This window comes from Achromobacter xylosoxidans, assembly GCF_014490035.1.
Taxonomy (GTDB): Bacteria; Pseudomonadota; Gammaproteobacteria; order Burkholderiales; family Burkholderiaceae_B; genus Achromobacter; species Achromobacter bronchisepticus_A.
This window is the reverse complement of the sequence record NZ_CP061008.1, coordinates 4,543,685-4,564,548: the sequence shown is the minus strand read 5'-3', so window position 1 is coordinate 4,564,548 and position 20,864 is coordinate 4,543,685. Positions and strand designations below refer to the sequence as shown.

Here is a 20,864-nt window from a genome sequence, read left to right as displayed (position 1 = left end):
CCGGGCCTCAGAGCAGGCCCTTTTCCTTGAAGTACTTCTCGGCGCCCGGATGCAGCGGCGCCGACAGCCCGTTCTTCACCATGTCCGCCGCCTTCAGGTTGGCGAACGCGGGATGCAGCTTCTTGAAGTCGTCGAAGTTGTCGAACACCGCCTTGACCACGGTGTAGACGGTGGCTTCGGGCACGTCGGCCGAGGTGACGAAGGTGGCCGTCACGCCGTAGGTCTTGGTTTCCGTCGGGTTGTTCGGATACAGCCCGGCCGGAATGGAGGCGTGGGCGTAGTACGGGTACTTCTCGACCAGCTTGTCCACGGCCGGGCCGGTCAGCGACACGAGCTTGGCGCCGCAGCTGGTGGTGGGGTCCTGGATGTTGGCCGAGGGGTGGCCCACGCCATAGAAGAAGCCGTCGATCTTGCCGTCGCACAGCGCCGAGCCGTGCTCGTCGGGACGCAGTTCGGACGCCAGCGAGAAGTCCTTCAGGGTCCAGCCCATGGTGCTCAGCAACTCCTCCATCGAGGCGCGCGTGCCCGAGCCAGGGTTGCCGACGTTGAAGCGCTTGCCCTTGAGGTCTTCGAAGCTCTTGACGTTCGCTTCCTTGCGCGTCACGACGGTGAAGGGCTCGGGGTGGATGGAGAACACCGAGCGCAGCTTGGTGTACGGCCCGGCCTGCTTGAACTGGCCTTCGCCCTTGTAGGCGTTGAAGCCCACGTCGGATTGCACCACGCCCAGGTCCAGTTCGCCGGCCTTGATGGTGTTGGCGTTGAAGACCGAGCCGCCGGTCGATTCGACCGAGCAGCGGATGCCGTGGCTGGAGCGGTCTTTATTGACCAGGCGGCAGATGGCGCCGCCGGCGGCATAGTAGACGCCGGTGACGCCGCCCGTACCGATGCTGACGAACTTCTGTTGAGCGGCGGCGGGCGCCGGCGCCGTGGACAGCAAGGCCGTGGCGAGGCCCGCGGCTGCGAGCGTCCAGGCGTTGCGATGGCCCAAGGGGTGTTTGACGGACGTGGTCATGCAAACTCCTTTTGGGGTTTTTCCCCGTGATATTGCCGGTCTTGGCCGGCGGTTGGTGCGCCCCGCGAGCCGCGGAGCACCCTGTGCGTATCATCACGAGCCCGCGCCAGGCGGGCGGCGCGGCGCAATCCCTTGCGCCGCGCTTGCAGCAGGCGGCTAGGCGCGCGCCTGCGCGATAGCGGCGTCGATGGCGCCGCTCAGACGTTCGGTCAACTGGTCCAGCTCATCGTCGGAGATGATGAAGGGCGGGGCGAGCAACACGTGGTCGCCGTGGCGGCCGTCGATGGTGCCGCCCATCGGGTAGACCATCAGGCCGCGCGCCATGGCCTCGCGCTTGATGCGGGCGTGCAGCGACAGCGCGGGGTCGAAGGTCTGCTTGCTGGCGCGGTCCTGCACCAGCTCGATGCCCATGAAGAGGCCGCGGCCGCGGATGTCGCCGACGTGCGGATGCGCGCCCAGCGCGCTGTCCAGCCGCTGGCGCAAGCCTGCGCCCTGCGCTTGCACGCGCGCCAGCAGGCCGTCGCGCCGGATCACTTCCTGCACGGCGAGCGACGCGGCGCAGGCGATCGCATGGCCCAGGTAGGTATGGCCATGCTGGAAGAAGCCGCTGCCTTGCTGCATGGCCTCCACGATGCGCTGCTGCACCATCACCGCGCCGATCGGCTGATAGCCGCCGCCCAGGCCCTTGGCGATGGTGATCAGGTCAGGCGTGACGCCTTCCTGTTCCACCGCGTACAGCGTGCCGGTGCGGCCCATGCCGCACATGACCTCGTCGGCGATCAGCAGCACGCCGTGACGGTCGCAGACTTCGCGGATACGGCGGAAATAGCCCGGCACCGCCGTGACGGCGCCGGCGGTGGCGCCGACCACGGGTTCGGCCACGAAAGCCATCACCGTGCCCGGACCCAGGCGCTCAAAGGTCTGTTCCAGTTCCTGCGCCAGGCGCTCGCCATATTGCTCGGGGCTTTCGTCCTCGCGCTGGTCGCGGTAGGCGTAGCAGGGCGACACGTGCTCGACCTCGATCAACAGCGGCGCGAACTGCGCGCGGCGCCAGGCATTGCCGCCCACCGCCAGCGCGCCCAGCGTGTTGCCGTGATAGCTCTGGCGCCGCGCGACGATGTGGCGGCGTTCCGGCTGGCCGATTTCCACGAAATACTGCCGCGCCATTTTCAGCGCGGCTTCGACGGCTTCCGAGCCGCCCGAGACGAAGTAGGCGTGGGAAATGCCTGGCGGCGCATCGGCTACCAGGCGCTCGGCCAGTTGTTCCGCGACCTCGGTTGTGAAAAAGCTGGTGTGGGCATAGGCCAGCGCGTCGATCTGCGCGTGCATGGCGGCCTGGATGTCAGGGTGGTTGTGTCCCAGGCAGGAGACCGCCGCGCCGCCCGAACCGTCGAGGTAGGAGCGGCCGGAGCTGTCATAGACCCACACGCCCTGGCCGCGGACTGCGACGGGAGGCGTCTGGCGCAATGAACGATGCATGACATGGGTGTGGCTCATGGGGCGATTCCGCAATGCAGGAGGTTGAAGGCGAATCCGGACGGGATGTCAGGCGGGGCGGCGCGGCGGCGCGCTGCTCCAGTAAACGTTGTCGTTGAGCAGGCGCTGCTCCACTTCGGTCAGGCGGTTCAGCACTTCCTCGCCGCCGCGCGCGGTCAGGCGGGCGATCAGGTGCTCGGCCAGGCCGAGCAGGCCGGCGGTGGTGTGGAAGAACGACCCGGGGCCCTGGCGCGCCGGGCGCGCCCGCACGCCTTCGCGATCCGGGGGCGCGAAGCGCAAGGTGTGGCGGGCGTCGACCGCCAGCGGCGACAAGGGGTCATCGGTCAGCGCGATCAGCGCCACGCCGCGCTGCACGGCCTGGCGGGCCAGCTGCACGGTGGCGGTGGGATAGGGCGCCTGCGAGATCACGATGAGCGCATCGCCGGTTCCCAGGTTGTCGGCCTGTTCGGCGGGGGCGCCGCCCAGACCGTCGATGAGCACGCTGTTGCGCCGCACCAGCTGGTACGCATAGCGCATCTGGAATGCGATGCCGAAAGCCGAGCGGGTACCCAGGAAGCCGACCTGCCTGGCTTCCAGCAGGGTCTGCACCGCAGCGTCGAAGGCGGAGGGCGGGTTCAGCGCGCAGACTGAGCTCATGGCCTGGACCTGATAGTCGGTGAGCACGTCGTGCCCGGCCGCCGCGGGTTCGCCCGCCGCCGCCTGCAGCGCGGCGGCGCGGTCACGCAGTCCTGGCGTAGCGTGTCCAGCCAGGGCCTGCTGGAAGGGTTGGCGGAAATCCTCGTAGCTGGAAAAGCCGACGGCCCGCGCCAGCCGCAGCATGGTTGCCGGCGCCACGCCCAGGGTCTGGGCCTGGCGCCGCATGGACCACAGGCCGACCTCGGCGGGGTGTGCCACGACCCAGTGCGCCGCCCGCTGCAGTTCCGGCGGCAGTTGTTCCAGTTTTTCCTGGAGGGTCAGAAGGAGGTCGGACGGCAAGGACATGTACGGCGGCTGGGGTGCGTAAAAAACAGATGATAAATCCGTGTTCGATAAAAAAACATATGTTTTTATAAGGATTTCCACCTAGAACGCTTGTCGGCGAAGGCAAGGCTATTCTCAGGTAAGTCCTTGAAATTCGCTGCCAATTCCAGCAAATAGGCGCTTATTTACTTACATCATGCAACGGGATTTTTGTTTGACGGGAATGAATCGTGCGCATATCATTTGTGTAGAAATGAATTTGACCGAACACGCTTTTTCCCATGACTGACGCCGCGAAATCCGATCCCTCACAGCAATACGATTTGCGCATCTTGCGGGCGCTGCGCCGCATCACGCGTTCCATCGCCTTGCATTCGCGCCAGCTATCCGCGGTCAGTCACATTACGGCGCCGCAGCTGATGTGCCTGCGCACCGTGATCGCCAACGGCCCGATGACGGCCACCGCGATCAGCCGCGAAATGCACGTCAGTCCCAGCACCGTGGTCGGGATCCTGGATCGCCTGGAAGACAAGGGCTTGATCCGCCGCGAACGCGGCCGCGAAGACCGCCGCATCGTATTCGTCACGGCCACCGACGCGGGCCGCGAGTTGGCGCAAGGCGCGCCGTCGCCGCTGCAAAAGCATCTGGCCGACGCGCTCAATGCCTTGCCCGAACTGGAACAGGCCACCATCACGCTGTCCCTGGAGCGCATCGTGGCGCTCATGGAACAGGACGGCCAGGCCGCCGCCGACACGCATGGCGACGTGTCGTCGCCCATCCTTGAAGTGCCCACGGGCGGGGCACCCCCTGAATCGGGAATCGTTGCATGAAGAAAACCGAACTGGATACCCCAACCCTCTCAAGTGCCGTGGCGCCGGCGGTCAGCGCGCAGACCCATACCATGCGTCTGCCCGACCGCAAAGACGGCGCCGCCATCCACCGCCTCATTTCCGAGTGCCCGCCGCTCGACCTGAATTCCCTCTACGCGTACCTGCTCCTCGCTGAGCATTTTCGCGACACCTGCGTCCTGGCCGAAAGCGCCGGCGGACGCATCGACGGTTTTATCTCCGCATATGTGATCCCGGACCGGCCCGACACCTTGTTTGTCTGGCAGGTCGCGGTGCACACCCGCGCACGCGGCCATCGACTGGGCCGCGCCATGCTTCGCGAGCTCTTGCGCCGCAAGGGTCTCGAGCATGTCCGCTATCTCGAAACCACGGTGGGGCCTGACAACCAGGCATCGCGCCGCAGCTTTGCCGGCCTGGCCGGCGAACTTGGCGCCCACGTCTCCGAGCAGCCGTTCTTCGACCGGCAACTGTTCGGCGGCGCGGACCACGACGACGAGATGTTGTTGAGGATAGGTCCGTTCGCCTTGCCGGCCCCCTAGGGGCGGCGCAAGCCCAGCGGTCTTATCGAATACCGGGATGGTTGGCAGATCCGGATGCGCAAGCGCACCCGGAGGGGTTCTGGCCGTCCGTCCACTTATGAGATGAAAAGGGAGGATTAATCATGGACTTGAAGATCTTTGACCGGATGGAGTCGGAGGTACGGGGCTACATCCGGTCGTTCCCCGTGATATTCAGCCAGGCCAGGGGCTCGACCCTGATCGATGAAGACGGCACCGAATACATCGATTTCTTCAGCGGCGCCGGCACGCTGAACTATGGCCACAACAATCCTGTTCTCAAGGAAAAGCTGCTGGAGTACGTCCAGTCGGACGGCGTGGTGCACGGCCTGGACATGGCCACCAGCGCGAAGAAGCGTTTCCTGGAGACGGTGGACCGCGTGCTGCTCAAGCCGCGCAACTGGCAGTACACCTTGCAGTTCACCGGTCCCACCGGCACCAACGCGGTGGAAGCCGCGCTGAAGATCGCGCGCCAGGTCAAGGGGCGTCCCAACGTCATCTCGTTCACTCACGGGTTTCATGGCGTGAGCGGCGGTTCGCTGGCCGTGACGGCCAACATGAAGTTCCGCGACGCGTCCGGCTATGCGTTGGGCAACACCACCTTCATGCCCTATGACGGATACTTCGGTCCGGACGTGGACACCATGGCCTATCTGGAGCGCATGCTGGAGGACCCCAGCAGCGGCATGGACAAGCCGGCGGCCGTCATCGTGGAAACGGTGCAGGGCGAAGGCGGCGTCAACGTGGCAACGCTGCGCTGGCTGAAGGAACTGGAAAAGCTGTGCAAGCGCCACGACATGTTGCTGATCGTGGACGACATCCAGGTCGGCTGCGGCCGCACCGGCACCTTCTTCAGCTTCGAGGCCGCCGGCATCCGCCCCGACATCATCACCCTGTCGAAATCGCTGTCTGGCTTCGGCCTGCCGATGTCGCTGGTGCTGATGAAGCCCGAGCTGGACATCTGGAAACCCGGCGCCCACAGCGGCACCTTCCGCGGCAACAACCTGGCTTTCGTCACGGCGGCCCAGGCCTTGGAAACCTATTGGGCCAACACAGCCTTCACCGCCGAGATCCAGCGCAAGGAGCGCCAGGTGCGCGACTGGCTGGAGAACCTGGTGCATAGCTATCCCAATGCCGGCCTGTCGGTGCGCGGCCGCGGCCTGATCCAGGGGCTGGTCTGCAACGCCACGCCGGCGCTGGCCAACCGCATCGCGCAAAGCGCCTTCAAGAAGGGCGTGGTGATCGAGACGTCCGGCGCGCACGATGAGGTGCTGAAGCTATTGCCCGCCCTGACCATCGAGGAAGAACTGCTGGGCAAGGGCCTGGACGTGATCGAAGCCAGCGTCGCGGAAGCGCTCGCCGAAGAAGGGCAGTCCGCCCGCATCCTGAAATTTGGAGGAAAACGTCAATGATCGTACGCAATGTCAAAGATGTGATCGGCACCGCCGACGAAGTCCGCACGGATACCTGGGTCAGCCGCCGCGTGCTGCTGAAGAAGGACGGCATGGGCTTCTCCTTTCACGAGACCACCATCTTTCCGGGCGGCCGCACCCACATCCACTACAAGAACCATCTTGAAGCGGTGTGGTGCATCGAAGGCGACGGTTCCATCGAGACCATCGCCGACGGCAAGAAGTACGAACTGGGACCCGGCGTGGTCTACGCCCTGAACGAACACGATGAGCACTGGCTGTGCGGCGGCAAGGAGCCGCTGCGCGTCATCTGCGTCTTCAACCCGCCGCTGACCGGCCAGGAAGTGCACGATAAAGAAGGCGTCTACGCCTTGCCTGAAGCCGAAGCCCAAGCGGCCTGAAATACAAGGAGGTTCGCATGATCTCACCTGCACAGGATCCGTACGCCTCCCGTACGGATCGAAGTTCCGCCATCATCGCCCGCCAGGATCCGGTGGTCTATGAAAACGGCCAGTACGCCAGCGCGTTGAACGCCGGCCAGGTCGAGCAATACGAGCGCGACGGCTTCATCCTGCTGGAGAACCTGTTTTCCGACGATGAAATCCGCGCGCTGTCCACCGAGGTCGAGCGCATGACGCGCGACCCCTCGATCGTGCGCCGCGAAGAGTCCATCACCGAGCCGGGCAGCAATGCGGTGCGCTCGATCTTCATGGTGCACGTGCTCAACCCCATCCTGTCGCGCCTGGTGCGCGATCCGCGCCTGGTCAACGTGGCGCGGCAGATCCTGGGGTCAGAGGTGTACATCCACCAGTCGCGCGCCAACATGAAGCCCGGTTTCAAGGGCAAGGAGTTCTACTGGCACTCCGACTTCGAAACCTGGCACGTCGAAGACGGCATGCCGGCGATGCGTGCGCTGAGCTGCTCGGTGCTGCTGACCGACAACAACGAATGCAACGGCCCCCTGATGCTGGTGCCCGGATCGCATCGTCAGTTCATATCGTGCGTGGGCGAAACGCCCAACGAACACTACAAGCAGTCGCTGAAGAAACAGGAGTACGGCGTGCCGGACCCCGTCAGCCTGCAACTGCTGGTGGAGCAGGGCGGCATCCGCTCCATGACGGCCAAGGCCGGTTCGGTGGTGTTCTTCGACTGCAACACGATGCACGGCTCCAACAGCAACATCTCGCCGTGGCCGCGCGCCAACGTTTTCATGGTCTACAACAGCATGGAGAACACCTTGAATCCGCCCAAGTATGGGCTCACGCCGCGTCCCGAGCACATCGCGACGCGCAAGGGATTCAAGGCGGTCACCCCGCTGGATACCTTGAAGCTGGTGGGAGGCTGAGGCCCCTGTGAAAATGCCCAGGCGCTGCCTGGGCATTTTTTCTTCCGGGCGTCTGCTATTCTCTGCGCACTTCGCCTCATCGAGACTCCGCACGCCATGTCCGCCCGCATCCTCAGCCTGCACATCTACCCGGTCAAGTCCTGCGCAGGCATCGCCTTGAACGAATCGCCCATCGACCGCGCGGGCCTGGCCCATGACCGCCGCTGGATGCTGATCGGCGCCGACGGCCAGTTCATGACGCAACGGCAATGGCCCGCGATGGCGCTGATCCGCACGGCGCTCACGGCCGATACGCTGCGTTTGTCCGCGCCGGGCATGCCTGATCTGGACGTAGCCCTGGACGGCTCGGGACTGGAACAAGAGGCGCAGTCCGTGGCCGTGTGGAGCGATACCACTTCCGGCCGGCGCGAAAGCGTGGCGGCGGGGCAGTGGTTTTCCGATTTTCTCAAGACGCCGTGCCGCCTGTACAGGGTGGACGCGGCCGCGCAGCGCAACGCCAAGCCGGACTGGGTGTCGCGCTGGCTGGATGCTCATCCCGACCTGGCCGAACCGTTCGCGGGCCAGCACTGTTTCGGCTTTGCCGACGGCTTCCCGCTGCTGGTGGCCAACCAGGCCTCGCTGGACGACCTGAACGCCCGCCTGCAGGCCAAGGGCGTGGCGCCGGTGCCGATGGACCGCTTCCGGCCCAACATCGTGGTCCAGGGCGAATGGGAGGCCTTCGAGGAAGACCACACCGCCATGATCGAGGCCGCGGGCGTGAAGATGGCTTTCGTCAAGCCTTGCACCCGTTGCTCGATTCCCGATATCGACCAGAACACCGCGCAACAGTATGAAGAGCCTGGCCGTACGCTGGCTGGCTACCGCAATCTGGAAATCGGCGTGGTGTTCGGCCAGAACGCGATCCTGGACGCGCCCGCAGGCGCCCGCCTGAAAGTCGGCGACGAGGTCGGGATCGAATTGGATTTCTGAATCCGCGGGTCCGGCCGCCGGGGCCTTAGGCCGAGGACAGCTTCAGACCCACCAGGCCCAGCACGATGAGGGCCACGCTGGCGATGCGCATCCAGCTGGTGGATTCGCCGAACAGCACGATGCCGGCCACGAAGGCGCCGATCGTGCCGATGCCCACCCATACCGCATAGGCCGTACCCAGGGGCAGGGATTTCATGGCTACCGCCAGCAGCCAGACGCTGATGGCCATGCCTCCCGCGGTGATGGCCGAGGGCCAGAAACGGGTGAATCCGTGGGTGTATTTCAGGCCTACGGCCCAGACGATTTCAAACAGGCCTGCGAGTACCAGGATGATCCAGGTCATTACGACTCCTACCTTGTGCTGCCGGCGTGCCGCCGGCGCGAGGGGCCGTCCCCAGAATCAAACGCACCAGCCTTGCGGCCGCGCGCGGCAGCGGGCCGTCCCGCTGCGGCAAAAATTATAGAATACCGGGTTAATACGGCAAAACCGGGTGCCGGGCATCACTCTTGCAACACTTCGCGGTTCCGGGCCGCGAAACCAGGATATTTATCATGCAACGCATCATGCTGCGGGCAAAGCTGCACCGCGTCACGGTCACCGAAGCCGACCTCCACTACGAGGGGTCTTGCGGCATCGACGAAGACTTGCTGGACGCTGCCGGCATGCGCGAGTTCGAACGTATCGAGCTCTACAACGTCACCAACGGCGAACGTTTCGACACCTACATCATCAAGGCGGCCCGCGGCAGCGGCGCCATCTCCCTGAACGGCGCCGCCGCGCGCCGCGCCCAGGTCGGCGATCTGATGATCATCTGCACCTACGGCCCGATGTCCGAGGCCGATTCGGCCACGCACAAGCCGCTGGTGGTGCTGGTCGACGACGCCAACCGCGTCAAGGAAATCCGCAAGTTCCCGGCCTGAGGCCGGGCCGGGCGGAGCGCTTCGCGAGCGAGGCGCTCCGCTAAAACCCTGAACCGTTTCATCATGAGCTTCCAGGTCATCATCCAACCCAGCCAGCACCAATTCCCGGTCGAACCCGGCCAGACCGTGCTCGATGCCGCGCTGGCCGCCGGCATCGTCCTGCCGTACAGCTGTCGCAACGGCGCCTGCTCCACCTGCAAGGGCCGCGTGGTGTCCGGGGAGTTCGACGCGGGACAGTATCCCGCACAGATTCTTTCACCCGAGGAACTGGCCGGCGGCTACACGCTGTTCTGCCAGGCCCGGCCTGAATCCGACATGGTGGTCGAATCCACCGAAGTCCGCCTGGCCAGCGACATCCAGATCCGCAAGCTGCCTTCGCGCGTGCAGGCGCTGGAACGCGTGGCCCCGGACGTCACCGTGATCAAGCTGCAACTGCCCGCCTCCGAGCAGTTCCGCTACTACGCCGGCCAGTACATCGAAGTCATCCTGAAGGACGGCCGCCGGCGCAGCTATTCGATGGCCGGCGCGCCCCACACCGGCAGCCCCCTCGAACTGCACATCCGGCACATGCCCGGCGGCGTGTTCACCGACCACGTGTTCGGCGCCGGCGACACGCAGATGAAAGAGCGCGAGATCCTGCGCCTGGAAGGGCCGTTCGGCTCGTTCTTCCTGCGTGAAGACAGCGACAAGCCCGTCGTGCTCCTGGCCAGCGGCACGGGCTTCGCCCCGGTCAAGGCCATCGTCGAGCACATGATCCACAACAACATCAAGCGCCCCGTGGCGCTGTATTGGGGAGGACGCCGTCCGCGCGACCTCTACATGGACGCGCTGGCGCAATCGTGGACCGGCATGCTGCCCGATTTCCGCTATGTGCCGGTCGTCTCCAATGCCTTGCAGGAAGACGGTTGGACCGGACGCACCGGCTTCGTCCACGAAGCCGTCATGCAGGACATCGCCGACCTCTCGGGCCATCAGGTCTACGCCTGCGGCACGCCGCTGATGGTGGACGCCGCAAGGCGCGAATTCAGCGCCCAGAATGGCTTGCCGCCCGAGGAGTTCTACGCCGACGCCTTCACGTCCGAAGCGGACCTGGCCCGGGCTGCAACCCAGTCTTGAGTAACAGGGCATGAGCGAATCGGGGTGGAACGAGCGGGCCTGGAAAGGTTTGTGACTTCCGCCCCTTTTTATTCCATAGGCGCGGGCAAAGCGCCGGGGTAAACTGCCGTGGCAGCAGCTTGCCATGGGGCGCGGACATAGGGTCGGCGAACCGAGCTGGCACGCAAGGAGCAATGCGGGCATGAAAGTAGCGGTATTGGGTGGCGGCATCATCGGAATCTCCAGCGCCTGGTGGCTGAACCAGGCCGGCCATGACGTCGTCGTCATAGATCGCTGCACCGGTCCCGCCCAGGAAACCAGTCTGGCCAATGGCGCCCAGATCTCGGTCTCCTACGCCGAACCCTGGGCCAATCCGCAGGCCCCGCTCAAGCTGCTCAAATGGATGTTCCAGGACGACGCCCCGCTGCTGTTCCGTCCGCAGCTGGACTGGCGGCAATGGATGTGGGGGCTGGCGTTCCTGCGCGAGTGCCTGCCCAGCCGCCTCGCTCCCAATATCCGTGCCATGGTCCGCATGGCGGAATACAGCCGCGCGACGCTGCGCAGCATGCGCGCTGAACTGGGCATCCAGTACGACCACCTGGAACGCGGCATCCTCAATTTCTACCGCGATCCGCACGAATTCGAAAACTCGCAGCGCGCTGCGGGCCTGATGCGCGACTTCGGCGTGGAACGCCGCGTGGTCTCGACCGACGAGGTCATCGCCATCGAGCCCGCGCTGGCGCCGCACCGCCAGACCATCGTCGGCGGCGATTACACGCCCGAGGACGAGAGCGGCGACGTGCACCTGTTCACCGTGGCCCTGGCCGAGCGTTGCGCCCGGGCCGGCGTCGAATTCCGCTACAGCACGCGCGCCACGCGCCTGCTGACCAACGGCGGCACGGTGCAAAGCGTCGAGATAATCGAACCCGACGGCCGTTACGGCGTCTTGTCGGCCGATGCCTACGTCGTGGCGATGGGCAGTTTCAGCCCCTACCTGCTGCGGCCGCTGGGCGTGCCCTGCAATGTCTATCCGGCCAAGGGCTATTCCGCGACCTTCCCGGTGATCAAGCCGGACGCCACGCCCACGGTCAGCCTGACGGACAGCAGCCACAAGGTGGTTTTCTCGCGTCTGGGCGACCGCCTGCGCATGGCCGGAACCGCCGAGCTGTCGGGCTATTCCCGCAGCCTGAACACCGGACGCTGCGAAGCCATGACCCGCCTGGCGCGCGAACTTTTTCCCGACGCGCTCGATTTCGAGCGCGTCAGTTATTGGTCGGGCTTGCGCCCGTCCACTCCCTCGAACGTGCCCATCATCGGCCGCAGCCGTATCCCCAACCTGTACGTCAACACAGGACACGGTACGCTCGGTTGGACCATGGGCGTTGGCTCGGGCCGGGCCTTGGCCGATCTGCTCAGCGGAAGGCGGCCGGAACCGGAGTTTCCTTTTCTTGGTCTGTGAACCTATGAAGAATCTGCAATTGGCGGGCGTTGCCCGCGCGATGTTCGCCAGCCGGCGTGCATGGTTGTTCGGCGCCGCCATGGCGATGGCCGGGGCGGCGAATGCCGCTGCGGTCGAGATCCAGGTCTGGCACACGCTGACCGACGCAAACAAGGCCGAGTTCGAAAAGCTCGCCAAGCAATACAACAAGGAGCAGGACCAGGTCCGCGTGACGCTGCGCGGCTTCGCCTCGCCCAGCGCGCTGGAGCAGGAAGCCGTCACGGCGGTCAAGGCCAAGAAGGGCCCGAACCTGCTGCAGCTGACCGACAACCATTCGCCTGAAGTCGTCGCCCAGCACAAGGCCGTGCTGCCGCTGTACGAACTGCTGGCCAAGTACCCGATCAAGGACCTGAACTGGTTCGTGCCGGCCACCAGCAGCTTCACGCGCGACAGCAAGGGCCGCCTGCTGGCCTTCCCCTGGATGGCCGAAGTGCCGGTGATGTTCTACAACACCGCCGCCTACAAGAAGGCGGGCCTGGATCCCAACAAGCCCGCGCGCACCTGGGCCGGCCTGCAAGGCGAATTGCTGAAGCTGCGCGACGTGGCCGACATCGACTGCCCTTACGCCTCCAGCGACCAGGTCACGGTCCACCTGGAGAACCTGGCGCCGATCAACAACCAGCAGTTCACCAGCAACAACAACGGCCTCGATGCTGTCACCAAGAAGTCGGCGGCGCCGGCCATGCAGTTCGACACGCTGTACATGCGCCACATCTCGCTCATGGTGAGCTGGAAGCGTTCGCTGCTGTTCACGGCGCATTCCGCCGACAACGCCAGCGACAAGCTGTTCGCCAAGGGCGAATGCGCCGTGCTGACCGCCAACACCGGCGCGTTCGGCCAGTTCATCAACACCAAGTCGCTGTCCTTCGGCGTGGCGCCCCTGCCTTACTACGACCAGGTCACCAAGGACGGCGGCAAGCCGTTCGTGAGCGGTTCGGCGCTGTGGGCGCTGGAAGGCCATCCCCAGGCCGAGGAAAAGGCCACCGCGCAGTTCCTGGCCTGGCTGTCCAAGCCCGTCGTCGCCGCGGAATGGCACCAGCGCACCGGCTTCCTGCCGCTGACGGAAGCCGCTTTCCGCGCTTCGGACGTGTCGTTCTATGACCGCATTCCGGGCGCTCAGGCGCTGATCGCGTCCATGCGCACCCCGCCCACGGCCAACAGCCGCGGTTTCCGCATGGCCAACTACACGCGCATCGAGCCGGTGCTGAACCAGCAGCTGGATGACGCCTTCGAAGGCAAGGTGCCGCCGGTTGCGGCGCTGAACAACGCCGCCACGCAGGCGCGCAGCATCGCAGCGCAACGCTGATTCAGGCGGGCGGCGCAAACGCCGCCACGCCCTGACGCAAACCCGGTCCCTGGACCGGGTTTTTTTTCGTCCGTCCGCCGCGCGACCAAACCATCCATGCGTACATGCCAGTCTGGCGACGCGGAGGGCGCTCATCCACCATGCCTCTCATGCGTATCGATTCCGGTGCGCCTTTTGCTCGCGGTGAGGCATGGTTCGTTTCTTCTTCCTGGCGGCAGGGCTGTCCTGCCTGGGGGCCTGCGCAGGGTCCGGCAAGAGTCCGGCCGCAACTTCATGGGAAGCCTCGCGGCAGGCTGCTCAAGGCTTCCGCTTCGACTGGCAATTGTCCGGCGATCCCTCGGTCGCGCCCATGCAGGTATTCGACGACGGCAAGGAAACCTGGCTGCAGTTCGCGCCGGGCCAGCCGCTGCCGGCGATTTTCGGCGTTGGCAGCGACGGCGAGCGCGCCTTGCCCTATTTGCGGCGCGACCCCTATGTCGTGCTGGCGGGAGGGTGGAGCGGGCTGCTGTTTCGCGGCGGGCGCCTGAGCGCCCGCGCGCAGCGCCTGCAGGCGGTCGCCGACGCCCGGGCGGGGGGCAGGCCGCAGGATGAACCCGCAGCCCAGGCGCCGGCGGTCCTGGCTGAGCGCATCGGGGCGGCGCGGCCTGCCGAAACGGCGGCGTCCGCCATCGGCGCGTTGCAAGCCGCCGGGCCTTTGGCGGGCGCGGCTTCCGCCGCAGGCGTTGCGCTGGCCCCGGCTGCTGGCGTCGCGTCGGCACCGGTCTCGGCGCCGCAGCCCGTCTACCGCGCGGCGCCGCCGGACGCCACGCTGCGAGCCGTGCTGGCGCGCTGGGCGGACCTGGCGGGCTGGACCTTCCAGCCGCAGCACTGGGCCGTGGACGTGGACATCCCCTTGTCGGCGACGGCCGAATTCTCCGGCGACTTCAAGTCGGCCGTGCGCGAACTGCTGGGCGCCACAGAACTCGCCGAAAGGCCTCTGCAGCCATGCTTCTACGGCAACCGGGTGCTGCGCGTCGTGCCATTGGCGCAGTCCTGCACGCGCATGGCCACGCCCGGAGGGGCCGCGGCATGATGCGCATATTGTTCTTGAGTGTGGCGGCGTGCGGCGTTCTGGGCGGTTGCGCGGTGTCGCAACAGGTCGCGGATCAGCGCCGCGCGGCAAACGCGCGTCAGGCTCAGGTGGCCGCCAGTCATAGGGCTTTCACCGAAGGGTTGTCGGACCGGGCCGCGCGCGTCGCGGCCCAGGATGTCGCCATGCCCTGGCTTGCCGGCAAGCCCCAGCCGTTGGCGCGGGAAGTGGCGCTGCCGCCCGCATTGCGCGAGAACGTGCGGACCACCTTGATACTGGCCGACGACGCCGATCTGCCGACCCTGGCCCAGCGCCTGAGCGCCATCACCGGCATCGCGGTGCGAGTGCGTCCGGACGCCTTGCTGCCGCTGGAACTGTTCCTTCCCCGGCTGGCCGTCAATGGCGCCTTGTCCGTGCCGGCGCCGGCCAGCCTGGAGATCCGCGCGGGCGCGCAGCCGCTGGCCGACTTGCTCGACACGCTGGCCGCGCGCTTCTCGGTGCATTGGCGCTACGAGCACAACGCGCTCGAGTTCTACCGCACCGAGACCCGCGTGTTCGATTTGCGCGCACTGTCGCTGAGCAGCAAGGTGGACGTGCGCCTGGGCCGCGAAGGCAGCCCGGAGGGCGAAGGCTTTGAAAGCACCTCCAACACTTCCCTGTCGGCGGGGCAGCACGACGCGTTGGCCATCCTGCGCGCCAACGTCATGCCGTTCCTGACGCGTTCCGGCGTAGTCGCCGAAGCGGTGGAGGGCTCCACCTCGATCGTCGTCACGGATACGCCCGAGGCGCTGGAGCGTGTCGCCCGTTACCTCGAACGTGAAAACAAGGCCCTGACCCGTCGGGTGCGGCTGGTGTTCGAGGAAATCACGGTCGTTGCCAACGACGCCGTTTCGGGGGGCATCGACTGGAACATCGTCTACGCCGCGGCGGGAGCGGCGGCGCGGCTGGCGCTGCCCGGGGCCGGATCGGGCGGGGGCAGCCTGGATGCTTCCACGGCCAGGGGGCCATTCGAAGGCTCGCAGGCCATCATCTCCGCGCTCAGCACGATGGGCGCTGTCGTGCGGCACAACAAGGTTCCCATCCTGACCTTGAACCGTCGCCCGGTTACCCATGCGGTCAGAACGACGTTCAGCTACATCGACCGGGTGCAGAGCACTGCGGTCCCAGGCACCACGGCAGGAGGCGCCAACGGTTCGCTGCCCGCGGTGTCCATCAGCCAGAAGGAAGAAACGGTAGGTTCCTTCCTGACGCTGTTGCCGGACATCCAGGAGGACGGCCAGATCCTGTTGTCGCTGGCCTATGACAACGCGGTCGCCCAACCCCTGAAGACCATCACGTTCGGCGAGCGCGGCAACCAGGTGCAGGTCCAGCAGGTCACGATCGACGGCAACGGCACGGTGCAGCAGGTCGAGCTGCGCCCCGGCCAGCCCATCATCGTCTCCGGCTTCGATCGCGGCCAGGAACAGCATGACCGCCAACGGCTTGCGCCGGGGCTGCCGCTCATCGCCGGCGGCCTGGATAGTGCCGCCTCGGAACGCACGACGACCCTGGTGCTGGTAACCGCCCAGGTCGAGGAAGGGTACTAGGCATGGAACGCGTCCCTCCCACCTTGTTGTTCGACGTTCCAGGTACCGGCCGTACGCTGGCATTCGGCTTGCGCTGGTTCGCCCTGATCGGTTCCAACATTCCCGCGCTGGCCCGTTCGCGCGGACGCCGCTTGCGGGCCAGCCATTATGTCGTGGGCGGGGCGCCGGCCATGGTGGCCGGCTATGGCCGCATGCGCTCGCCGTGGCGCGGCGGTGCGCGGGCGGGGCGGCGCAGGCAGGGACACATCCAGGCTGCCGCGCAGTTGTACGCCTTGTTGTATCCGGATGGGGGCCATAGCCTGATCAGCCTGCCCAGCGGCGGGCATTGGCTGGTGGCGGCGCAGCGCGGCACCGTGTTGTCGCAGGCGGACCGGGTATACGCCACGCTCGACGAAGCCTTGCGTGAACAGGCGCTGTTGCGCGCCCGGCGCCCCGCCTTGCCGGCGCGGGAAGCCGACGAGGCCTGGGCCTTGCTGATGCAGGCGGCGGACCCGGCCGCGCAGCTGCTCGCCTTGTCCTCGCGTTGGGCCGAGCTGCCGCTCGCGTTCCGCCTGTTCCTGGGCTGCGTGGCGCTTGCCGCCATTGCGCCGCCAATGTGGGACGGTTTGCTCGGATTGCGGCCGGACCGCGCATCGCCCGATCAGCCCGCTGCGCAGGATATCCCGCCGCAACGGGATCCGTATCTGACCCTGCTGCAAAACACCGTGGCTCATGCTCCCGCCGAGGTCACCCGCTTGCTGGACGGCTTCGGCAGGCTCCCCATGCAGGTGCGCGGCTGGGCATTGAGCCGCGCACGCTGTCTGGCCGGGGATCAGTCGTGGAACTGCTCCGCGGTCTATGTCAGGGCGCATCCGCAGGCTGCCAACGATGTGTTGCATGCGCTGCGGCCCGCGGGCTGGCAAGTGACATTCCAGCCGCTGGAGGAAGCCACGCTGTCATGGCGCATGGCGTCCTCGCCGGTGGGGCTGGCGGACCTGGTCCTGCCCACGGCGCTGCAGGTCGATACCGGGTTGATCGCGGCGTTGCAACGCATGCGGGCGGCGTTTACTTCCGTGATCCTTGCGGCCGCATTGCCGCTGCCTTTGCCGGTGCAGTCCCAACCCGCTGGTCAACGCGTCGCCGGCCTACCCGATGCAGGTCAACCCGGCGCAGGTCAACCCGGCGTCGCCATCCCGCTGCAGCCTGCCATCCGCAGCCGCGCCATCACCTTGCGGGGACCTCTGCGTTCCTTCGCGCTGCTCGACGGCGCTGTCGCGGCGGCCCGATGGTCCCGCCTGTCGCTGGACATCCAGGCGCAACCCAGGCCCACCTTGGTTTCCAGCACGCTGGTGGCCGAATTACAGGGAGAACTTTATGAACAGGAATAGGGGCGCCGTCACGCGCTCGAATCCCGTGGCAGGATTCATCGGGCGTCTGCTCTTGTCGGCCGCCTTGGTGCCGGCCGCTCACGGCCAACCGTCACCGCAAGGCGCCGACGAACCGCGGCCATGGCCAGAGACGGAAACCGTGCGCGCCTTGCTGCGCGCGGATGCCGCGGCCGCATTGGCGGACTGCCGGGTCCCCGGCCTGTGCCGTCCTGGACCCGAGTCCGTGGGGCAGGCGCCGCCGCCCGCCAGGGCATCCGACGATATCCGGGTGATGGCGATTTTCGGCCTTGCGCGACGCTTGAGCGCCGACGTCGCGGTCAATGGCGCCGTGCTCCGCTACCAGACCGGCAGGGGCGAACCCGTCGCGGGAGCCGTCGACGGCCGCGCCTACCAGCTGCTGGCGATCGACGACAGCTGCGTGAGGCTGCGCCGCGGCGATACGGAACGCACTGCCTGCGTCGATGCGGGCAGGGGGCGGCCATGACTGTGCATGCCTTGCAGTCCGTCGCGGCGCATCCGGCTGTGGTGCTTCCCATGGCGGCGGCTTGGGAGCCGCCCCAGCTGCAAACGGCCGAAGACATCGCCCGCTTGCAGCCCGCATTCGCGCGTGCGCTCGGACGCGATTTCGATCTTGCGGCGCTCGCCGGCAGGCTGTGTCCCGTGTTGCTCGAGAGCGGCGAGGCCGCCGTGTTCGCCGTAAAGGACTACACGGTGGGCGACCAGATCGACGAGGTCGAGCGCATGGTGCAGGCACGCGGTTACCGGTTGGCGCAAGTGTCCCGTTATCAGTTGCCCGCGCCGCTGCTGCTGATGATCGCGCGCGGTCAATTGGCCGCGCCAGCGCTGGCCGGGCGCGGCAGGGAGCGGCGGGAAGAGCGCGCCTCGGCCTTGGCCGCCCTGTTCCAGGACATCGTGCGTTGGGGCGTGGCGCAGGGAGCGAGCGACGTGCACATCAACGTGAACCGGCGACGCGCTGCCTGCGATATCCGCTACACCATCGGCGGGGAATACGTCGGCACGGAACGCTTTGCGGGCCTGTCCAATGCGACGCTGCTGGAGGTTCTGGCGGTGGCCTGGATGGATGTCAGGGGGGGAAATGGCGCGGTGTTCGACCCCGCGCTGGAGCAGCAGGGGCGCATCGGGCTGGACATCGATGGCGTACCTATCGTGCTGCGCTGGGCCTCGCTGGCCGCCGATGCGGGGCCGTCGGTGTGCTTGCGCATATTGCGGCTGGACGCAACCGCCAATGCCGATCTGCTCGCGCTGGGCTATCTGCCCGCGCAGGTCGAAACGCTGGCGCGGGCGCGCGAGCGCGAGGGCGGGGCCATCGTGCTGGCGGGCGTGGTCGGCTCCGGCAAATCCACCACCATCGCGACGCTGATGCGCGGCATCGCGCCCACGCGCAAGGCCATCACGCTGGAAGATCCGGTCGAGTACATCATTGAGAACGCCTTGCAGAACACCCTGGGAGGCGCTCTGGCCGAATCCGCCTGGCCGGCGTTCGATGCCAAGCTCAAGACCATCAAGCGCTCGGCAATGAACGATCTGCTGATCGGCGAGATCCGGGACGTCGACACCGGCCGCGCGTTCATGGATCTCGCCGGTTCGGGCGTCAGCCTGTACACCACCACCCACGCCGCTGGCGCCGTGCTGATACCCGAACGCCTGGCGTCGGATTCGATCGGCGTGTCGCGCGATTTTCTGGCGACGCCAGGCATCCTCAAGTTGTTGGTCTACCAGACCTTGCTGCCGCGTTTGTGCAGCCGCTGCTCACTGCCCGTGGACAGTCTGTGGTCCAGATCCGCCGGGGGCGGCAAGCGTCTCGAATGGCAGGCATGGTTGAAGCGGATGCGGCATGAGTTCCTGCTGGAGCCTGACACGCTCAGGGTCAGGAATGCCGCAGGCTGCAGTGCTTGCAGGCGTGCGCAATTGCCTGAGTTGAACGGCATCGCAGGCCGCAGCGTGGCGGCGGAAATGCTTGAGCCCGAGCGCGTCGAAGGCTTTCTTGAAAGGGTGCGCACGCGCGACAACGTGGGGCTCAAGCGTCAGGCCGAGGCTGCCGGGCCCGCCGCCTGGCGCAACGAGGCCGCGCGCGGCGCGTTGGCGCGGGACTGCGCCCTGTACAAGGTCAGCCGCGGAGAAGTCGATCCCCGCGCGCTGCTGCGCCGCTTCGACTTTCCTGCGGTCTTGCCTGCGCAGGGCCCAGGATCTGGCGGGGGCGGCCATGGCTGAACCGCTGTCGCCGCGTTCTTTCCTCAGCCTGCCCTCCGGCCGCACCCTGTCGCTGCGCCTGGACGCGCTGCGCTTTCGTGCAGGGCGAGCGGACTATTACGAATATCTGGCCGACCTGGTCGAAGGAACACAGGGCCGCAAGAACCTGCGCGATGTCTTCGAGGATGACGCGCGCCGTCATGGCGAGGACACCGTGCGGGGCCGGCTGTCGAGGCATTGGGCGGGCATGTATCTGGAGGCCGGCGGCGATCTGGGCGCCGCCTGGACGGACACGCTGCCGTCCAGCGAATGCGTGCTGCTCAGCTGCGTGCAGGAAGAGGGCGGCGATCTGTCCGCCGCGTTGCGGGACGTGGCGCGGGCCGTACGGCTGGCGTCGGATGCGTGGCTGGCCCTGGTCTCGGCCGCGGCGGCCGGCTTCGCGGCGGCAGCCGTCGCATTCGCCTTGCTGTGCGCCATTCCCTTCTTCAGCGTGCCGCGCTTGCAGCAGGTGTTCCAGGCCGTGCCGGCGGAGGAGTACGGTCGCCTGACCCGCGCGCTGTTCGCGCTGTCGCAAGGCCTGAGGCAATGGTTGGCCCTGTGGCTGGTGCTGTTGTTGGGCCTGGTCTTGCTGTGCCTGTGGTCGTTGCCGCGTTACACCGGCGCCGCGCGGCCGCGGCTGGATCGCTGGCTGTTGTGGCGGCTCTACCGGGATTTCCACGCCATCCGCTTTCTTGCGTTGCTGGCAGTGCTGGTCAGGCAGCACGGCGCGGCCGACACTCGCCTCAGACGAGCCCTGGCCGTGCAGGCCCGGGATACGGCTCCCTGGATGCATGCGCATCTGCTGGACATGCTGGGGCGGATAGACGGTGGTCAGACGGGGCCGGAGATCTTCGGCACTGGGCTGCTGGACGCGGATACCTGGTGGTACATGGCCGACATGATGGACTGCCTGGGCATGGAGGCTGGGCTTGCGCAAGTACGGCTGCGCGTCGAGTCGCGCCTGCTGGCGCGGGTGCGCCGGCAGGCATCGGTGTTGCGCTGGACGTTGCTGCTCTCGTCCGTGGCCGCCGTGCTGGGTATCACGCTCTGGCATTACGCCGTGATCGACGAACTGCGCCAGGCGCTGACCAATTTCTACGCCAGCCAATAGGGGCTGCATCAGGCATGCGGCGCTTGTCCGCCTGCATGCTTTTTTTCACAAGGAGAGCAAG

20 protein-coding genes are annotated in these 20,864 nt (G+C 66.7%); 16 read left to right on the top strand and 4 right to left on the bottom strand.

The genetic code is table 11. The features are described 5' to 3' along the window. Window positions 1-7: 7 nt before the first annotated feature. The 3 genes from IAG39_RS21210 to IAG39_RS21200 all read right to left on the bottom strand — a co-directional run bounded on the left by IAG39_RS21210 (window position 8) and on the right by IAG39_RS21200 (window position 3,490). Window positions 8-1,012 (bottom strand): TAXI family TRAP transporter solute-binding subunit, encoded by a 1,005-nt coding sequence (locus IAG39_RS21210; protein WP_059378914.1) that lies wholly within the window; start codon window positions 1,010-1,012, stop codon window positions 8-10. A 156-nt stretch (window positions 1,013-1,168) separates the two neighbouring features. Beyond that, window positions 1,169-2,509, bottom strand: a complete 1,341-nt coding sequence (locus IAG39_RS21205; protein ID WP_118933600.1) for an aspartate aminotransferase family protein — start codon at window positions 2,507-2,509, stop codon at window positions 1,169-1,171. A gap of 48 nt (window positions 2,510-2,557) precedes the next feature. Further along, window positions 2,558-3,490, bottom strand: a complete 933-nt coding sequence (locus IAG39_RS21200; RefSeq protein WP_118933599.1) for a MurR/RpiR family transcriptional regulator — start codon at window positions 3,488-3,490, stop codon at window positions 2,558-2,560. A gap of 260 nt (window positions 3,491-3,750) precedes the next feature. Between IAG39_RS21200 and IAG39_RS21195 the strand changes: the two genes are divergently transcribed. The 6 genes from IAG39_RS21195 (at window position 3,751) to IAG39_RS21170 (ending at window position 8,600) form a co-directional block, all read left to right on the top strand. Then, window positions 3,751-4,299: a MarR family winged helix-turn-helix transcriptional regulator gene (locus IAG39_RS21195; protein WP_059378921.1), complete on the top strand. Its 549-nt coding sequence runs from the start codon at window positions 3,751-3,753 to the stop codon at window positions 4,297-4,299. After that, window positions 4,296-4,856 carry a diaminobutyrate acetyltransferase gene (gene ectA / locus IAG39_RS21190; protein WP_059378922.1) on the top strand — a complete coding sequence of 187 codons (561 nt, stop codon included), beginning with the start codon at window positions 4,296-4,298 and terminating at the stop codon, window positions 4,854-4,856. Before IAG39_RS21195 ends, ectA begins: the two co-directional genes overlap by 4 nt. 122 nt (window positions 4,857-4,978) lie before the next feature. After that, window positions 4,979-6,286, top strand: coding sequence for a diaminobutyrate--2-oxoglutarate transaminase (gene ectB / locus IAG39_RS21185; protein ID WP_118933598.1), 1,308 nt, complete (start codon window positions 4,979-4,981; stop codon window positions 6,284-6,286). After that, window positions 6,283-6,687, top strand: a complete 405-nt coding sequence (locus IAG39_RS21180; RefSeq protein WP_006387829.1) for an ectoine synthase — start codon at window positions 6,283-6,285, stop codon at window positions 6,685-6,687. Before ectB ends, IAG39_RS21180 begins: the two co-directional genes overlap by 4 nt. Before the next feature lie 17 nt (window positions 6,688-6,704). After that, window positions 6,705-7,631: an ectoine hydroxylase gene (gene thpD / locus IAG39_RS21175; RefSeq protein WP_059378925.1), complete on the top strand. Its 927-nt coding sequence runs from the start codon at window positions 6,705-6,707 to the stop codon at window positions 7,629-7,631. 96 nt (window positions 7,632-7,727) lie between these two features. Beyond that, window positions 7,728-8,600: an MOSC domain-containing protein gene (locus IAG39_RS21170; RefSeq protein WP_118933597.1), complete on the top strand. Its 873-nt coding sequence runs from the start codon at window positions 7,728-7,730 to the stop codon at window positions 8,598-8,600. Between the two features lie 25 nt (window positions 8,601-8,625). On the opposite strand, the gene sugE is transcribed toward IAG39_RS21170, so the two are convergent. Next, on the bottom strand, window positions 8,626-8,943 hold the full coding sequence (gene sugE, locus IAG39_RS21165) for a quaternary ammonium compound efflux SMR transporter SugE (RefSeq protein ID WP_013392803.1): 318 nt from the start codon (window positions 8,941-8,943) through the stop codon (window positions 8,626-8,628). A gap of 209 nt (window positions 8,944-9,152) precedes the next feature. Here sugE and panD point away from each other — a divergent pair, with 209 nt between their 5' ends. The 10 genes from panD (at window position 9,153) to IAG39_RS21115 (ending at window position 20,803) form a co-directional block, all read left to right on the top strand. Beyond that, window positions 9,153-9,521 carry an aspartate 1-decarboxylase gene (panD, locus tag IAG39_RS21160; RefSeq protein WP_013392804.1) on the top strand — a complete coding sequence of 123 codons (369 nt, stop codon included), beginning with the start codon at window positions 9,153-9,155 and terminating at the stop codon, window positions 9,519-9,521. Window positions 9,522-9,584: 63 nt separating this feature from the next. Then, the gene (locus IAG39_RS21155; protein WP_059378928.1) at window positions 9,585-10,637 is read left to right on the top strand and encodes a CDP-6-deoxy-delta-3,4-glucoseen reductase; all 1,053 of its coding nucleotides are present in this window, start codon (window positions 9,585-9,587) and stop codon (window positions 10,635-10,637) included. A 181-nt stretch (window positions 10,638-10,818) separates the two neighbouring features. Next, a complete protein-coding gene (locus IAG39_RS21150) occupies window positions 10,819-12,075 on the top strand; it encodes a D-amino acid dehydrogenase (RefSeq protein WP_059378930.1) in 1,257 nt (418 codons plus the stop codon). Window positions 12,076-12,079: 4 nt separating this feature from the next. Next, complete coding sequence (locus IAG39_RS21145; RefSeq protein WP_059378931.1) at window positions 12,080-13,420, top strand: extracellular solute-binding protein; 1,341 nt, start codon at window positions 12,080-12,082, stop codon at window positions 13,418-13,420. A gap of 190 nt (window positions 13,421-13,610) precedes the next feature. Beyond that, a complete protein-coding gene (locus IAG39_RS21140) occupies window positions 13,611-14,492 on the top strand; it encodes a TcpQ domain-containing protein (protein ID WP_187774059.1) in 882 nt (293 codons plus the stop codon). Continuing rightward, entirely contained in the window at window positions 14,489-16,075 is a 1,587-nt protein-coding gene (locus tag IAG39_RS21135; RefSeq protein ID WP_059378933.1) for a hypothetical protein, read from the top strand. The genes IAG39_RS21140 and IAG39_RS21135 overlap by 4 nt, the downstream gene beginning before the upstream one ends. A 2-nt stretch (window positions 16,076-16,077) precedes the next feature. After that, the gene (locus IAG39_RS21130; RefSeq protein WP_223283401.1) at window positions 16,078-17,442 is read left to right on the top strand and encodes a hypothetical protein; all 1,365 of its coding nucleotides are present in this window, start codon (window positions 16,078-16,080) and stop codon (window positions 17,440-17,442) included. Next, the gene (locus IAG39_RS21125) at window positions 17,429-17,926 is read left to right on the top strand and encodes a hypothetical protein (RefSeq protein ID WP_059378935.1); all 498 of its coding nucleotides are present in this window, start codon (window positions 17,429-17,431) and stop codon (window positions 17,924-17,926) included. Before IAG39_RS21130 ends, IAG39_RS21125 begins: the two co-directional genes overlap by 14 nt. A 50-nt stretch (window positions 17,927-17,976) precedes the next feature. Then, window positions 17,977-19,674 (top strand): ATPase, T2SS/T4P/T4SS family, encoded by a 1,698-nt coding sequence (locus IAG39_RS21120; protein WP_118933174.1) that lies wholly within the window; start codon window positions 17,977-17,979, stop codon window positions 19,672-19,674. After that, the gene (locus tag IAG39_RS21115; RefSeq protein ID WP_059378939.1) at window positions 19,667-20,803 is read left to right on the top strand and encodes a hypothetical protein; all 1,137 of its coding nucleotides are present in this window, start codon (window positions 19,667-19,669) and stop codon (window positions 20,801-20,803) included. The genes IAG39_RS21120 and IAG39_RS21115 overlap by 8 nt, the downstream gene beginning before the upstream one ends. Window positions 20,804-20,864 lie beyond the last annotated feature (61 nt).